General features: G+C 67.3%; 13 protein-coding genes. 5 read left to right on the top strand and 8 right to left on the bottom strand.

What is annotated here, in order from left to right:
- On the bottom strand, nucleotides 1-1,012 hold a 1,012-nt coding region (locus I53_RS25775; RefSeq protein ID WP_148291244.1), incomplete at its 3' end, for a PAS domain S-box protein.
- A gap of 624 nt (nucleotides 1,013-1,636) precedes the next feature.
- Between I53_RS25775 and I53_RS25770 the strand changes: the two genes are divergently transcribed.
- Entirely contained in the window at nucleotides 1,637-3,139 is a 1,503-nt protein-coding gene (locus I53_RS25770; RefSeq protein ID WP_083936160.1) for a diguanylate cyclase domain-containing protein, read from the top strand.
- 165 nt (nucleotides 3,140-3,304) lie between these two features.
- Here the strand turns inward: I53_RS25770 and I53_RS25765 are convergent, their stop codons facing one another.
- On the bottom strand, nucleotides 3,305-4,204 hold the full coding sequence (locus tag I53_RS25765) for a LysR family transcriptional regulator (protein WP_187294419.1): 900 nt from the start codon (nucleotides 4,202-4,204) through the stop codon (nucleotides 3,305-3,307).
- A gap of 123 nt (nucleotides 4,205-4,327) precedes the next feature.
- Between I53_RS25765 and I53_RS34295 the strand changes: the two genes are divergently transcribed.
- The gene (locus I53_RS34295) at nucleotides 4,328-5,113 is read left to right on the top strand and encodes an alpha/beta fold hydrolase (RefSeq protein ID WP_043356191.1); all 786 of its coding nucleotides are present in this window, start codon (nucleotides 4,328-4,330) and stop codon (nucleotides 5,111-5,113) included.
- A 288-nt stretch (nucleotides 5,114-5,401) separates the two neighbouring features.
- On the top strand, nucleotides 5,402-6,343 hold the full coding sequence (locus tag I53_RS33545) for a hypothetical protein (protein WP_148291243.1): 942 nt from the start codon (nucleotides 5,402-5,404) through the stop codon (nucleotides 6,341-6,343).
- Here I53_RS33545 and I53_RS25750 read toward each other — a convergent pair.
- Nucleotides 6,278-6,721: a PACE efflux transporter gene (locus tag I53_RS25750; RefSeq protein WP_043356186.1), complete on the bottom strand. Its 444-nt coding sequence runs from the start codon at nucleotides 6,719-6,721 to the stop codon at nucleotides 6,278-6,280. The genes I53_RS33545 and I53_RS25750 overlap by 66 nt on opposite strands.
- Before the next feature lie 88 nt (nucleotides 6,722-6,809).
- Between I53_RS25750 and I53_RS25745 the strand changes: the two genes are divergently transcribed.
- Nucleotides 6,810-7,718, top strand: a complete 909-nt coding sequence (locus I53_RS25745; RefSeq protein WP_043356184.1) for a LysR family transcriptional regulator — start codon at nucleotides 6,810-6,812, stop codon at nucleotides 7,716-7,718.
- Nucleotides 7,719-7,994: 276 nt separating this feature from the next.
- A complete protein-coding gene (locus I53_RS25740; RefSeq protein WP_286009593.1) occupies nucleotides 7,995-8,507 on the top strand; it encodes a tyrosine-type recombinase/integrase in 513 nt (170 codons plus the stop codon).
- A gap of 332 nt (nucleotides 8,508-8,839) precedes the next feature.
- Here the strand turns inward: I53_RS25740 and I53_RS31885 are convergent, their stop codons facing one another.
- From I53_RS31885 to I53_RS25720, 5 genes are all read right to left on the bottom strand, one after another.
- Nucleotides 8,840-9,304: a tetratricopeptide repeat protein gene (locus tag I53_RS31885; protein ID WP_251982460.1), complete on the bottom strand. Its 465-nt coding sequence runs from the start codon at nucleotides 9,302-9,304 to the stop codon at nucleotides 8,840-8,842.
- 167 nt (nucleotides 9,305-9,471) lie between these two features.
- Nucleotides 9,472-11,253, bottom strand: a complete 1,782-nt coding sequence (locus I53_RS25735; protein WP_043356181.1) for a hypothetical protein — start codon at nucleotides 11,251-11,253, stop codon at nucleotides 9,472-9,474.
- Nucleotides 11,254-11,324: 71 nt separating this feature from the next.
- Nucleotides 11,325-12,335: a hypothetical protein gene (locus I53_RS25730; protein WP_043356193.1), complete on the bottom strand. Its 1,011-nt coding sequence runs from the start codon at nucleotides 12,333-12,335 to the stop codon at nucleotides 11,325-11,327.
- Between the two features lie 43 nt (nucleotides 12,336-12,378).
- On the bottom strand, nucleotides 12,379-14,994 hold the full coding sequence (locus tag I53_RS25725) for a virulence factor SrfC family protein (RefSeq protein WP_043356178.1): 2,616 nt from the start codon (nucleotides 14,992-14,994) through the stop codon (nucleotides 12,379-12,381).
- A gap of 8 nt (nucleotides 14,995-15,002) precedes the next feature.
- On the bottom strand, nucleotides 15,003-16,060 hold a 1,058-nt coding region (locus tag I53_RS25720), incomplete at its 5' end, for a virulence factor SrfB (RefSeq protein WP_251982459.1).

Genomic DNA, 16,060 nt, shown 5'->3' with positions numbered 1-16,060 from the left:
TTGAGCCGTCGAGGTCGAACATCAGCACGGAGACGGCCCGCATGGCGGTGACGATCTCGGTCAACCGCTCGCGCAGCACGGCCCGGTTGGGCAGTTCGGTCAGGGGATCCAGATGCGCGAGGCGGAACAGGCGCTCCTCGTTGGCGCGCCGCTCGCGAATGTCGCGGATGATCGCGCCGAAAGCGGGTTGTCCCTTCTCCTCCCAGCGCGACAGCGACAGCTCGATCGGAAATTCCGTCCCGTCGCGGTGCCGCGCGGGCAACTCGACGGTCTTGCCGAGGAGACGGGGTTCACCGCCGGCGGCGATCCGGTGCAGACCGCCGTCATGGCCCCTGCGCATGCGCTCGGGCACGACCAGATCGATCGATTGCCCGACCGCCTCGGTGGCGCTGTAGCCGAACAAGCCTTCGGCGGCATCGTTCCAGAAGGTGATATGGCCCGCAGCGTCCGCGCAGACGATGCCGTTCGGCGAGGTGGATGCAATCTGGAGGAAGCGCGCGTGACTTGCCCGCTCGGCAACCTGCAGCCGTCGCAGTTCCATGCGGTCGAGGGCGAGGTCCGCCAGATCCCGCAGGATCGTCTGATCCGCGGCGGAGAAGCCGTGATGTGGCCGCGTATCGACGAGACACAGTGTGCCGACGGCGTGGCCCGACGGTGCGACGAGCGGGATCCCGGCGTAGAAGCGAATATATGGCGGTCCAACAACCAGCGGATTGTCGCAAAAGCGTGGGTCGAGGGTGGCATCGAGGACAACGAGAGTGTCGCGCTGCGCGATGGTATGGGAGCAGAACGCGACCTGCCGGTCCGTCTCACACAGGTCAAGGCCGACCTTGGCGTGAAAGATCTGCCGGCTGCGGTCGACCAGTGAAACAAAGGCGGTAGGGACGTCGAACAGGCGGGTGGCCAAGGCGACGATCTGCGTGAAGGCAGGTGCTGGCAGCGTATCGACGAGATCATACTCGGCGAGTGCTGCCACGCGGTCGTCTTCTTCGATGAGGACAGGTGGCCTCATAATGGTTTCCGAGTTTGTGTTCGTCTTTTTCTAATTTAAAATCATTAAAAAAATACCTAGGGTAGGCAGCGCGGCGAGTGTCCCGGACGCTGTAGCGGTCGCAGAATTGCCTCCAGGACTTTCTCATCAATCGAAATAAAACTTGAATTTTTCAGAAATAGGTCGATTTTAAATTCAATAACTTGGCAATTTATCAGATTGATGTTAGGCCATAACCCCTTGATTGAATCATTTCGACGATCGCAATCGGCGCTTGCGAGCCGCCGAAACCTCGCAACACGGTGCATCGGATACCGCCCGAGAGGATAGAATCCGCACGCCGTTTCGTAGCCCTTCCTCCATCAGTCTGCCGGAGTTGTCGGTGGTCTAGCGGGGCGTCTGCTTACGGGAACGACAGGGAGCAATCGGAGCGGCTGGGTTGGGTCGCGAGCCGAATGGCAGCTCCCGGCACAAGCTTGTTACTCTTCTCTGCGGAGAACCGGTGAATACGGCACCTTTCACAAGCCAAACGGTGGCGGTCTAGCCGGTACGCTCTCGCTCGATGACCCGTCAGGCCACCTCACGCTCGATTAAACCTTCTCGTTGTACCCCCTGGCAGCCTCAAGGCTTGAGCGGGGTAGCGTCGTGTTGCAGGGGAACGGGTCGAACACGCAGCGCGAGGCACTCCGCCAACAGGCGCTGACCGAGATCGCTCTGCTCGACACGCCGCCAGAGCGAGAGTTCGACGCACTCGCCAAGCTCGCACAACGCATGCTCGGCACCGGCATGTCCTCGATCACTCTGATCGACCCGGAGCGCCAGTGGTTCAAGGCGCGTTGCGGCCCCTTGGCGGCCGAGACCCCGCGTGCCCAGGCGTTCTGCCCCGTCGTGTTCGAGACTGAGGCTCCGCTGATCGTGGCAGATGCCAAACTCGACCGTCGCTTCGCGGCCAGCCCTTTCGTCACAGGTGCCCCGAACATCCGCTACTACGCGGGCGTGCCGGTTCGCGTCCGGCGAGCAGACGGCGACTCAATCACGATCGGCACGCTCTGCGTCCTCGATGAACGACCCCGCAAGACAACGGCGGCAGACTTGGAGGTGCTCACAGAACTGGCCTGTCTTGCAGAGGCCCTGATTGAGGCTCGCGCCGTAGCCCTTCGAGCTGCCGAGAACGCCGAAGAGCGTCGTGTCGCCGTTGAGGGTCTGGAGCGTGAGCGCCGCCAGTTCAAGCAAGCGGAGCGCATGGCCGACATGGGATCGTACCGCTACGATATCGAGAAGCAGTCAACCTCCTGGTCGGACGGTGTCTTCGCCATTCATGAATTGCCCGTCAGCGGCGGCGTGCCGACAGGCGAGATCATGAACTTCTTTCCTGAGACTGATCGCGCCCTCTTCCGCGCGGCAGTCGAGCGCGTGCTGGACACGGGCGAGCCTTTCGAGATGGACGCCGACTTCGTGACAGCCAAGGGCAACGCCCGGCGCGTGCGATGCTCCTGCGAGATCGAGCTTGCCAAGGGTAAGCCTGTCGCCCTCGTCGGCTTGATCCAGGACATCACCGAACGGCATGGCCTGGAGGAGCGTCTTCGCCATCGGGCCCGCACCGATGACCTGACACAGCTGGCCAACCGAGCCGAGTTCCACCGTGTTCTGGACGCGCGGCTGCGCGAGGCCCGCGCTTCGGATGTCGACGTGGCCGTTCTCCTGATCGACCTTGACGGCTTCAAGGGCGTGAACGATCGCCTCGGGCATGCGGCCGGCGACGACGTTCTCCGTCGCGTCGCCGAACGGTTGCGCGCATCCAGCTACACCGGGTGCTTACCGGCGCGGTTGGGCGGCGACGAGTTCGCGATCCTGGCACCTGCCGCGTGCGACGGCGCGCGCCTGAGCGCGATAGTGCAACGCCTCTTGCACGACCTCGAGATCATCGTGGACGGACAGAGTCAGATCGCGCGCGTGACGGGTACGATCGGCCTCGCGTGGTCCCGCGAGGCCGGACAGGATCGTGACGTTCTCCTGCGCCACGCTGATGCGGCACTCTACGCCGCGAAGCGTGCGCAGAAGGGAACGGCTCAAAGCTACTCGGTTCAAGTGGGCCAGGCGACCGCGCAAGGTCGCCGCGTGTCCGCTTCCAAGCTCGCCCCAAAATGACGCCTATGACTGACGTGGGTCGCCAGCGGAATGGCTGCTTGGGGTGATTTTGCGACGGTCCGCTCTCGGTGTGGGAGCGACCACAGCGGACGTCCGATCTGTGCTCCCAGATGTCGGCTCAGTTATCTTGGCCAAGCGCGGGCTTTGAAAGGCTTCCGGCGACTGTCATGAGGGTGATGCGCGAGAACCTTTCAGCTCTGATACCGCCCAGCCAACCAGGAAATCGATGAAGGCGCGTGTGGGCACTGGGATCAATGCGCGATGCGGCCATAGGAGATGAAGCGGGAGTGAGCGCTCATGCCAACCCGGCATCACTTCCACCAAGCTTCCAGTCTTCAGGTGATCGTCGAGCAGGAAACTCGGCGCGAGCAGCAAGCCCCGGCCGAGCAGCGCAAGGCGGACGAGGAACTCGACGTCGGACGCAACGATGCGCCCGCGGAGCGCGGCGTTCGCCCGCTGCCCTTCCCGAGACCGGAAGCACCACGTCATCGGCGCGTCCGTCTGCGCATAGATTAACGCCTCGTGCTGCGCGAGGTCCCGGGGATGCTGGGGCATGCCGGACGCGGCAAGATAGGCGGGTGAAGCAGCGAGGATCAGAGGAAAACTGGCGAGCCGGCGTGACACGAGGCTCGAAGGGGCGAGTTCGCCGAGTCGAATGGCAAGGTCATAATTCCCGGCGAGCAGATCGGTCTTGTTCTCGGACAGGTCGATCTCGACGTCTACGCGCGGATGCCGGGCGAGAAACGCTGCAATCGCCGGCGCGAGAAGAGCGTTTCCAAACCCCAGAGGTGCGGTCAGGCGAAGCCGGCCACTCGGCTCTGCTTGCCTCGCGCCCGCTTCGGCCTCGGCCAGCGCGATCTCTTCCAGCGCGGCGACGCAGCGTTCGTAATAGGCCCGTCCGGCATCCGTCGGCGCAAGGCGGCGCGTGGTGCGGCTGAGCAAACGGACACCGAGGCGCGTCTCCAGCGCTTTGAGATGCTGTCCGGCCATCTCCGCCGAGAGACCTGTCGCGCGTCCCGCTGCTGCAATGCTGCCAAGCTCGATGGCGCGCCGAAGCACCATCATCCCTACGAACCTATCCAGTGCCATTGCGAAATGCCGCTTCGGAGTGTGCCCTGTTCCGGCGGGATTATAGGGCGGACCTTGAGCGAATACCCTCCGCTTCGTGATCGAGCATGGAGCGGAGCAATGGCGACACGAACGATCCGCACGCGAGGCGCGGACCTCCTCATCGACGATGCCGGACGGACCGAGCCGGCGCTCGTCTTCCTGCATTATTGGGGCGGCTCGGCCCGCACATGGGACGCGGTCGTCTCGCAGTTGCCCATCGCCGTCCGGAAGGTCGTCATCAACCAGCGCGGATGGGGTGGCTCACGCGCCTTTGACGGCCGCTTTGATCTGGATGCGCTGTCCGACGATGTCGTCGATGCGGTCGCGGCGCTTGGGATCGCGTGTTATATCGTGGTCGGCCATTCCATGGGCGGCAAGGTAGCCCAACTGCTAGCCGGCCGCCGGCCTATCGGTCTGGCTGGCCTGGTGCTGGTCGCGCCGGCACCGCCGACCCCGATGCAAATTCCGCCAGCGGTCAGGGCTGGCATGCTGGCTTCCTACCAGTCGCGGGACGGCGTGCTGAAGGCTCTTCAAGTCCTGGGCGGTTCGGCGCTCGACGACACGCTTCGGGAGCAGATCATCCGAGACACGCTGAGCGGCGACGCCGAGGCCAAGCGGTACTGGCCCGATCGTGGCGTGACGGTGGACGTCACTGCGGCCCTGACCGGGCTGGAGGTGCCCGTCGAGATCGTCCTGGCGGAACACGACCAAGTCGAACGGGCGGCCATTTTGAAGCCGATCCTTGCCGAGCACCTGTCGGAGGCGACGATCACGACCATCCCCGGCATCGGCCACCTCGTTCCGCTCGAAGCGCCCGGGGGGATCGCGTCGAGTTGTGAGCGCATGATCGATCATGTCAGATGAGACCGATCTGTGGCTCCAATGCTTGAGGCGACATCTGGCGGATGTCCGGTCTTGAGGTCGGACTCCCCTGCTATGGATGACCGAGTCGGGTCGCAATCTGACTCACCGCTCGGGGTGGTTTTGCGACGGTCCGCTTTTGGACGGAGAAGCATCAAAGCGGACGTCGCTGCCGTGCCCGCTTCCGACGCCGTGCCAGCTCCCAAGGGACCTGCTTCTGGGCATTCAGCAGCGCAGATTTCGGCGCGGTGGTTGGTGGTCTCGTCGGGCGCCTGTTGTAAGATCGGAGCTATGCCCGGCATCTTCGATTGGCTCAGCAACCGTAGGTCGTCCGAACAGCGTGGCCCTGGCGTCGCGGCGCATTCCAATATGACAGCTGGGGATGCGCCCGGCGAACCCTATGCCCTTCTCTCGGCTCGGCTTGGCGACTACCCGCCCGACACGCCGCTCCATCGCGGTGATCCCAGGGGACTGATGCCGGAGCAACGCGCCGAGAACCTAGTCCAGTTTCTCGCCCGCAACCCCAACCGGATCGCCGTCCTCGTCTCTTGGCTCGCCCGAGAAGGGCTTGACGGAGCGGCCGTGCTGAAGGGCGACGAAGCGGCGCTGGCGGAGGGTCGACGGATCGATGCGTGGCTTGCCGGCTGGGTCCCGCACCGCCCCTTCGACCCCGTACTGGGCGATGGCGAGGTCGGTCCGCCGCGCGCCCGCTGGTTTGCGAGCGACCGCGCGGGTGCGGATCTCGTGTTCAGCTTCGTTTCCGATCTGGCACGGCTCAACGCCGCGGCCATCGCTGCGGCTGATCCGTTGTTCTCTTGGGCGGTCGTAGAGGATGCGCTCGAGGCTGCGGCCACCGCCGACCTGATCGACAATCCCCATGGGGAGCCGAGTGACCGGCGTTACCACCTCTGTCTCGTCAGGGACACTTACGACGGCTCGATGCCGATCATCCTCGACGTGCCGCTCGCGATGCTCTGCCTAGTGCATGGGCGCATGTCGCCGCTCGGCCTACCGGTGCTGGCGGAGTTCCCGATCGGGCTGCATGCAATCCGGTCGGGCGCCTATGCTTGGCAGCCGTCTTCGCGAGCGATCGCAAGCTGCAAGAGCCGCTCGGGGTGGTTTTCTGCCCGTCTGCTTCTGGACGGCGAATGCGCGTTTCGGACTTGCTCAGCGGGAAGGCTCTGCTGCGACCGCGCTCCAGTCCGGCAGGGGAAAGGTTCGATCGTAGGCTAGGTTGAAGAGGAAGGCGTAGGCCACGTAGAAGGCCGCGATCGCGATATCCATGACGAAGGCCTGGGAGAGGCCGATGCCGAGGTACCAAGCGATCGGGGGCAGCAGGATCAGGAGCAGCCCCGCTTCGAACAGCACGGCGTGACCGACCCGTAGGACGAGGCTCTTGCGCGTGTGCCCGACCAGCCGCTGCATCGCTCGATCAAAGCCAAGGTTGTAGGCGTAGTTCCACGCCGTCGCCACAAGGGCGCTGCCGATGCCGATCACGCCCATGTCGGAGGCGTGCAGGCCGAACAGCATGGTCCCGAGCGGAATGATGAGCGCGAGCCCGACAACCTCGAACAGGATGGCGTGGCGGATACGGTCGCGTGTGCTGCGCATAATTTTGCCTGGAAAGCGTCTCTGGTCCGCTGCCTTCTATCTGTGATACGTCGACCAACAAGTTAGAAGGCATCTGGAAGTCAGATAGGTGGCCGTCTCTCTCGACCAACTTCAGGCTTTCGTCGCGGCGGCCGAGGCCGGATCGTTTTCTGGGGCGGCCCGGGTGCTGCGCAAGGCGCAGTCGGCCGTCAGTACACAGGTGGCGAACCTTGAGGCGGATTTGGGTCTCACCCTGTTCAGCCGGACGGGCAGGAACCCAGTGCTCACCTTGGCAGGGGAGCGGCTGCTGCTGGAGGCGCGGGTCGTGCTCGACCGGAGGGAGCACTTCATCGGCGTGGCGAGCAGCCTGGAACAGCGGGTGGAGAGCCGGCTGGTTGTTGCCATCGACGAACTCTATCCCGAGCATGCCCTGGGCGCTCTGTTCGCCGACTTCGCCGCGCGCTTCCCCTTCGTGGAACTGGAGCTGCTCTTCCCGCTGATGGAGGATGTCAGCCGCATGGTCCAGTCCGGAGCCGCCGACCTAGGCGTGATGTGGCGTCAGGAGGTGCTGCCCACAGAGCTCGGCTTTCAGACCATCGGCTGGGTGCCCCTGAAGCTCGTCTGCGGGCGCGACCATCCGCTGGCGAAGGCGCGTGTAGATTGGGAAGAGCTCAAGCGCCACCGCCAGATCCTCGTCGCCGCGCGCAGCGACGGGCCGGAGAAGCGCCGTCTGCGTGTGGCGGCCGAGGTGTGGTGGGTGGAGAGCCACTGGGTCATTCTGGAAATGGTGAAGCACGGGATCGGCTGGGCCTTTGTCACCGATCACGTCATCGCCGCGTCCCTGACCGCGCCATACCTTGTCACTCCGGACCTGCAGTTCGACAAAGGCGACTGGCCGATCGCCCTGGAATTGGTCTGGCACAAGCAGCGCCCCTGCGGCCCCGCCGCGGCATGGCTCCGCGAGCGCTTCGCGGCGGAACGGGTCGGCAGTTTGTCAGGAGGCAGCCGAACAGGCTGAGGGACGAGCGCTGCTGGACAGCCGGCGAATGGCCGCTTTCGGAAACCGCTGACGGCTGACTGGACGACTGGGTAGGGTCGCCAGCGGAACGTCCGCATGTGCCCCCATCTTCATAGTCTCGGTTCGGGTGTCTCCTCGCTTCGTCGGCATGGGCCGGCGAGGAGATAGACGATGGGACACTCAGCACACGATCCGGCGACGAAAGGGCAGCCAGCCTGGAACGCTGGCCGCAAGCTCGGCGCCAAGCGCGCCCTCAAGCCTCAGCAGGTTTAGGCCATCCGGTTCTGGCTCTACCGCGACCGGGCTATGTTCGACCTCGCCATCGACAGCAAGCTGCGTGGCTGTGACATCGTCAAGCTCAAGATTGGCGACCTGGTCAGCGGTGGTCGCGTCCGTAGCCGGGCCATCGTCATCCAGCGCAAGACCAGCCGGCCGGTACAGTTCGAGCTGCTCGAACCTGCACGAACCAGCATTCTAGCATGGCTGGAAGCCAGGGGTGGAACGCTCGACGACTATGCCTTCCCGAGCCGGCTCGACGGCGTCACGCACATTAGCCCTCGGCAGTATGCGCGCCTCGTCGATGAGTGGGTCACAGGCATCGGATTGCGCAGCGAGGACTATGGCACCCACTCCCTGCGCCGCACGAAGGCGTCGTTGATCTACAAGCGGACCGGCAACCTGCAGGCGGTTCAGCTCCTGCTCGGCCATACCAAGATCGAGAGCACGGTCAGATACCTCGGCGTCGACGTCGAAGATGCTTTGACCCTGGCCGAAGGAACAGAGATTTGAGCGTTCGGCCCCTCGGCTTCTGCGTCGAGGGGCTCGGAAACCAGCCCAGCAGCAATGCGCCCAATCCGGCCGTTTATGCCCGTTCAGCAATGGCCTCAGAGCGGACATCAACCGTGCATTCGATTGCATGTGCACAGATGGTTGGCAGGCACCGCGCCGCCGTCCTATGCTGATAATGACCTGGACATTGTTAAAGATTCAATTGAATGCTGCGTGACTGCAATACAAAATGCCAGTAGCGGACAATCCAGTTGCCCTTTAAGAAATCAGGATATGTAAAAATCTATAATTAGGCAAGAAAGATAAAAAATATTTGGAAAATCGGGCGATAATTAATTGCATCCAACGCTACCGCAGAGCGAATCAGTCGTATTAAGCGACGGCGACGCTACCGCAGAGCCGCGCAATAAGTTAAGGGAATTTATGGCCTCTTCGTTGTCAGGCTTCAGACGAAGAACCTCTTCGTAATCTCGGATTGCAGCCTGCGTGTTCCCAAGTGTGATGTTCGCTTTCGCCCTGTTGATGAGGGTATTCGAGAAGGCTGGCCGCATCGCCAGCGCACGGTTGAAGTCGGCGATCGCCGCGGTCGGGTTCTGCAGGCCGGCATAGGCGACCCCGCGATTGTGGAAGGCGTAGGGGTACTGATCGTCCGCCCGAATGGCGCTGTTGCAATCCGTCAGGGCGTCGGCAAACGCACCCCTGTCGATGTTCGCCCAGCACCGTCCATCGAGTGCGATGGCGCGCTGCCGCGGCGTCCGAGCCTCGGCCAGGAGTCGGCTGCATCCGCCGATGCGCATCTCCGGGCTCCCGGACCGACACTCCTGAGTGGCATCAGCCAGAGCGGGTGAACTCGGGACCGCCATCGACGCGATCAGGCCGGCGTGGACCCATGCATTGAGGGCGAGCAAGGGTGCGCGCATGGTCGATCTGTCCTGCTTCCGGCTTCTCGGGCGGCTCATCGCTCTCAGCCGCAGCGATTGTTGAAGACGTCCCGGCCGGGCAGCTGCATCGAGTTCATCATGCGGAGCAGTTCGGCCCGGTATAGGTCGCTGAACTCGGCAGGGAAACGCCCCCCGATATTCGTGATCGTGCTGCGGTCGTCGCGCCGGATCGTCGCGAAGTCGTAGAAGCTTCTGTCGTCGAAGCTGCCTTGGGCGACGGCCGTCCCGCGGCCTTCGAGCACGAACCCGGCGCGGACCGGCGAGGTGTTGACCTCCTGCGCGCGGCTGATCTGGCTCCTTCGCGGCCGGATCTGCTCCGTGATGAACTGTTGCGCGCTGCCGCAACGCTCGTTCGGGCTGACCTGTACGTACATGGTCACCTGCTGGCCATGCTGGCGCGAGTGCCAGATCGTCGTGTAGGTCTGCTTCTGCGGATCGTACTGGTCGTTGGCGCGCGGCGAGATCTCGAGCAGGTTGGTCGAGTAGTTCAGCGTCCAGCCGGAGGCGCTTCCGACCGTGGTGCGCTGCTGCAGCTCACGCTGGCGCCGCTCCTCCTCCAGGCGGCGCTGCTCGTCCTGCTCCCGCTGACGTCGGGCGTCCGCCCATTGCCGATCCATCTCCTCCTGCCGTCTCCGCCTGTCCTCCTCCTGACGCCGAGCCTCGTCCGCCTGCTGGCGGCGGGCTTCGTCCTGGCGATCCCGCGTGCGGCCGCACTCGACCGCGAAGGTATCGACAAGGGCGCGGAAGCGCCCAGCCGGGTAGGACGCGCTGTAGCTCGCGGTGGCCGTGGGATCGTCGCAGGAGGCGACGGCCCGCTGATAGGCCCGCTGCTCCCGCCCCGCCTGGAGCCGGTCCTCGAAGGGACGGGCATAGGGATAGGTCCCCGTCATCGTCTCGCAGGCGCGGATCGCGGGATCGAGGTTCACCCCGCGCAGCGCGGCCGGCTCGGCATTCGGGTCGATCTTGTTGCACTCCGTCCGCAGGCCCGCGAAGAACCCCTGCGGGATGAAGGCGAACGACGTGGTGAGCGCGCCGCTCGCCCGGGGCTCCAGATCGCTGCCGGCGAGGCCCCGCTTCAGCGTTTCGTGCGACTGCAGAAAGGTCTCGCCTTCCTGCGCCATCGCGGCGAGCATGGGATCGCGCAGCGAGGCGCGGCCCGCGAGCGGCGCGCCCGAGGCAGTGCGGCGGCCGGCGCGTTCGCCGCCGATGACACTCGCCCCGGAACTCCCCGCCGCGGCATCGAAGTCGCAACGCCCGCCCGCCGCGGATTGACACTCGTCAATCACAACGACGAGTTCGCGGGTTCGGCGTCGGGCGATGCGGCGCAGCACGTCGCTCAGCCGCACGCCCTCGCTGTCGAGCAGGCCCGGGCGCTGTCCGGCGTCGGCCGGGGTGTCCTGCGGCAGGAGATAGACGTCGTCGGCGCCGCCGATGGTCGGCCCGAGGGCGAAGACCGCCACCTGGGCGTCCTCCGGTAGGCGGCCGACGGCCTCGCGCAGTCCGCGATCCAGCTGCGGACGGTCGGCCGGCCCGACCGTCCACACCTCGAAGCCGATGTCGCGCAGGCGCTTGCGATAGGCCTCCTCGTCGGCGTTGGCCGTCGCCGCCCGACCGCCGGACGCTGCGGCTTGCGGCACGATCAGCAGCGCGATCCGCTGCCCGGTGACGGCGCTGCTGCGCGCGGCGGCGGCCTGGACTGTGAGGCCGGGCGAGGCCGCGTGCCCGCCGGTAGCGGTGGCGACACCGAGCGCGGTCGCGGCGACCAGGCGCCTCCAGCGGCGGCCGGTTCGGGCGGGCGGGGCCATGTCGGGGATCCTCGGCATCGGCAGGGGTGAAACGCGCGGTCGGACGAACATCGTAGGGTGCGTTGGGGCCATCAGGGACGACAGATCGCCCGGAGGCGGTCGCTGGCGGCGTTGCCCTCGCACAGCGCCCGGAGCGCCTCGGTGTGGCGGGGGGAGCGGTTGCGCCACAGGGCGTAGTAGTAGGCGGCCCGCACGATGTCGGGCCGCGCCGCCTCGCGGTACGCCGCGTCGGCGTTGCCGGGGTCGTAGAAGCGCGCGAGCTGCCAGGCCGCGTCCGCGCTCGTGACCGGATCGGCCTCCTCGAAGGCGCGGAACGCTGCGCTGCCGTGTCGAGAGGCGAGCGCCGTCTCGCCGAGCGCCAGGAAAGCGCCGGCCGGCGCGCGCTCTTCGACGAGGCGGGCGTAGCGCTGCCGCAGCTCGGCGGCCGTCAGGCGGGACTCCGGCTCGGGTGGAGCGGGCGGCGGGCTCGGCTCCTGGGGGGGCGCCTGGCGGCGGGCCACGAGGTCGGGCAGCCGGTCGCGGTACAAGTAGGCGCCGCCCGCGGCCAGCGCGAGCAGCATCAGCGCGACCAGAGACCAGAGCAGCCAGCTCTTGCGCGCGGGCGGCTCGGGCGCCGACGGAGCCGCGGGCGCAGCGTCCTGCGGCGGGGCGGGCTCCGGCTCCGGGAGCGGCACGGCCTCGGCGGCCGCGTCGGACGGACGACCGATACTGTCCCGGGTCAGCGTCGGAGCCGGGGCCGGAAGGCCGGCGAGGATGCCCCCACCGGACGGCGCGGGTGGTATGAACGGCCACGCGACCACGCCGAAGGAGGTGCCATCCTGCGCGACGATCTCGATCGGGACCAGCTCCTCGATGCGGTCGACGACGCTGGGACCGAAGCGCGCGACGGCTCGCCCGTCCCGCTCGGTCACCGCGAGGGGCGCGAGCCACGCGACCTCCGGCTGCCAGCCCTCCGCCCCGAGATGCCGCGGCTCGGTATCCTGGCGGCGGAACGAGAGCAGCGGCGACGCCAGCGGGCGACCGAGATCGATGAAGGCGTAGCCGCCGGACTCGTCCTCGTCCTCGGTGATGCGGATCGTCATGGCGAAGGCTTCTTGGTCAAAGCGGGTGGAGCGGGCGAGGCGGTCAGGCGGCACGTGCCTGGAGACCGGCGAGGATCGCGCCGATCCGGGCGTTCTGAGCGAGGTCGACCGTGACGCCGGACGCGCTCTTGGCGTTGTCCTCGACGACCCGGTAGAAGCCGTGGAACCAGTCGGTGGCGTAGGTATGGGCGAAGGTCGCGGGGGCCTGCCCGATGCTGCGGGCGTCGTAGCTGACGGGGCGCTGGGCGAAGGCGACCCGATCCCCCGCCTCGTCCTGGATTGCGGGGCGTTCGCCGGCCGGCGGAACGAGGGTGAACCCGAGGCTGCCGGTCAGCCGGTTGAGGCGGGTCGCGGCGATCAGCGCGAGCTTGACCGTCGACTGCTCGGAGCGCTCGACGGTCGCCAGGTCCCGCAGGTCGGCCGCGATGCCACCCTCGATGTCGGCGCGGCGGGCCAGGATGATCAACTCGCTGACCACGATCTCCAGGGCAGTCAGCGGCACGGCGAAGCGGCGCGCGAAGTCCTCGGCCTCGATCGTGCGGCGCAAGGCCCCGATCCAGGCGGCGACCACGGCCCGCGCCATCGCGCGCTCCCGGTCACTACCCGGGCTCGGCGGCTCGACACGGGGCGCCGGCGCCGCGCCCGGCCGCGTGATCGCCCCGGGCCGGGCGATGCGCGGCGCCGCGACGGGGAGCGCGGCCTCGGTGGTCGCGCCCTCGGCCCCGTGCAGAGCGTGTGCGAGCGCCGCGGGGGCCACCATGAGCGCCCGCAGGAGCGAGCCGAACTGGCCGGCCGCCACGACCCCATCGAGCGCGTCGAAGACCTGGCCAGCCGCCTCGCGCCGCTCGGCCAACCGCGTCTCGATGTCGAGGGCGACGTGGAAGCGGGCGAGCCGCTCCCGCATCTCGGCGCGCAGGGCCTCCAGCCGGGAGGCGATCTGCTGCGCCTTGAGGGCCGGTCGGCAGACCCGCGACAGGTTCTCGACGAGGTAGCTCACGCCGCCGTCGTTGAGGCGGAGGGCCTCATCGAAGGCGCGGCCCGGATCCGCGAAATGCGCGGTTGCCTCCGGCAGGGCGGCGAAGCCGGCGCGCAGCTCGGCGATCCGCTCCTGCTTTTCGGGCAGGAACGCCACCTCGCGCCGCCCGTCGTAGCGGATGACCGATTCCGCCGGGTAGTTCGGGTTCCGGAACCAGTAGGTGTTGCGGAACGGCGCGCCCGGAATCCATTGCCGCGGCCACGTGTGCGCCTTCCCGAAGAATCCGAGCAGCGAGGCCTCGATCCGGTTGCGGAAGCGCAGGCCCGCATCCTGGCCGACGTCGCCGGCCTTGTCGACGAAATGGCTGTCGAACCACGTGAGCACGAGGAACAGCAGGTTCGGCAGCTGCGCCCGCGCCTCCGGGCTCGATCCGTGCGTGAGCGTGATCCAGCGCTCCACGAGGTCGGGCAGCGTCACGACCTCCTGGTTGGAGGGGCGGACGCACAGCATCATCGCTGTCAGCTCCTGCTCGGCGACGTAGCGGTCGAACAGGTAGGCGACCTTGCCGCGCAGGAAGGTCTCCTTCAGCGCGTCCGGGTGCGCGGTCAGGAAATGGGCGAGATCGACCTTCTGCCGGCTGCGGGCGCCGGGAAAGTCGAGCAGGTCGACCTCCTGCAGGAAGGGTCGGGGCGTATCGGCAATCTCGATGCGCAGTTCCGCGGTGATCGCCGCCACTGTGGCGCGGGCGAGCGTGACGACCCTGCCGCCGGCCCCATGCACGGTCAGGGTGTCGTCCGAGCTCGTCGCCCCGAGACCCGCCAGGGTCGCCACATCGAGGATGCTGCCCTCGCGGGGCACCAGCGCGGCGAGCGGCGCGTAGATCTCCTCCGGATGATCGAGGCGTTCCAGCGCCTCCGCGAGTTGGCGGTAGAGGCCCGTGAAGGCCGAGTGGCCGCCCCAGAGCGGCGCGAACAGGCGGGCGCGCCCGTCGAGGTCGAGGCTCCCGGCCAAGCTGCGGGCCTCGTCCCAGTAGCGGGCGAGATCGTCGAGAGGCCGCGTGCCGCGGGCCTGGTCGCGCACGTAATCCTGCAGGTCGTCGATCGCGACGTCGCCGAAGCGCGACATACCGGGGCGGGCTTGCGCCTTCAGGCTCGCCAGCAGCGCGGCGATGGCCTCGGGACCCGGCGGCGTGTCCTTGGTGGCGTCGCCATCGTGCAAGAAGGTGTTGCACAGGACCTTGACGAGATCGACCTCGCTGAGGACCCTCAGGCGGACCGGCGCACCGGGCGGCGTTTGCCCGGCCGGGGCCCCTGCACCGGCCGTGAAGCGGGTGACCAGCCCCGTCGCCTCCTTCTCGCCGATCGGGTTGATCTCGGCCAGGAAGTCCACCGGCTCGTGCCCGTCGAAGCGCGCCCGCAGGGCACCGTCCTCCGGACGCGCCAGGACCTCGACCAGATAGGATTTGCCCGCCTGGCTCGGCCCGAACACGCCCGCGCACATCGGCCGTGCCGCTGCGCGGGCCAGCCGCTCGGCCCGGTTGGCCGCCTTCCGGACGTAGCGGATGAGATCCGCGCGCTCCCGTCCGACCGCGCCGGCATTGGCCTCGTCGTCGAGCCACTGCTCGGCGTCCTCGGCAAGACGACCCGTATTCCTGCAATCCTGCGCCAGATGTTCGGTCGACATGTTTGATCTCAATCCAGGGCAAGGATGCCGGTGTCGAGCCAGTATCCCTGCTCCGAGGCCAGGGTATCGAGCACGAGCTCGATCTTGCGTCTGACGTCGAGACCGTCCGCGTCGTAGGCGTCGGTGATCTCGAATTCTTCCTTCATCGATTCCGAGCGCAGCAGGGCATCCGAACCCTCGTCGTCGGGCCGGCCGTCGCCGCTGCGCTCCAAAGTGATCTCGAGGGGCAGCCGCAGCTGCGTCGCCTCCTGGCCGGCCCGCATCCGCAATCGGTAGAGCGGCGTCGCGATCCAGCGCTCCACCGGCAATTGCCGGTACCCCAGGCGCATCGGCGCGTAGTACCGGAGCTTCGCGCTCATCGCGGGTCCCTGGCGCCGGGCCGAGGCCGGGGCGTCGAGATCGACCTCGCGGAAGACCAGGCCGGCGTCGCGGAGCTGGCCGCTCAGCTCCAGCTCGCCGATGTAGCGGGCCGTGGAGCGCAGCGCGAGGCGGCGGGTGAACAGGGTGAAGTTGGTGAGCTGGCCCTCCGCGAGCGCGCAGAGCATGCCGCCCACCGCCGTGGTGGTCTTGGGATCGCCGATGCGGCGGTTGTCCCGCTCTCGGAACGGGTACCACGTGCCGGCCTGATACTGGTGGAGCGGCACGATTCGGTCCGGCGAGACCGCCAGCTTGTCGACGAGGCAGTCGACGAAGGCTTGGAGCCGGGAGGGGCGGCCCGAGAGCAGGACCACGTCGACGTCGAGGGCGTGCACGGCCTCGCACAGGTTGTCGAGGACGAGGTCGAGCGTCGCGACCACGCAGGCGCCGACCACGTCGGCCCGGCTCTCGAAGACGCAGTCGGTCAGGGCGAAATCCGCCGCGCCGCCCGCGCGGGCTGGGATCTCGAGGAAGTCGAGCAGGCGCTGCTGCGGCAGGGCGCGGCGCAGGATCCGGCCGCCGCGTTCGGGGAAGAACTCGGCGAACGGGCGCGCGGTGATCTCCGCGCCCGCCTCGACGTCGCCGAAGATCCGCAGGCCGATCGGCTCCAGCACCCGCGACACGAATGCCGCCGCAGATGCTTTTCTGC

The organism is Methylobacterium sp. B1 (assembly GCF_000333255.1).
GTDB lineage: Bacteria > Pseudomonadota > Alphaproteobacteria > Rhizobiales > Beijerinckiaceae > Methylobacterium > Methylobacterium fujisawaense.
This window is presented reverse-complemented; position numbering and strand designations above follow the sequence as displayed.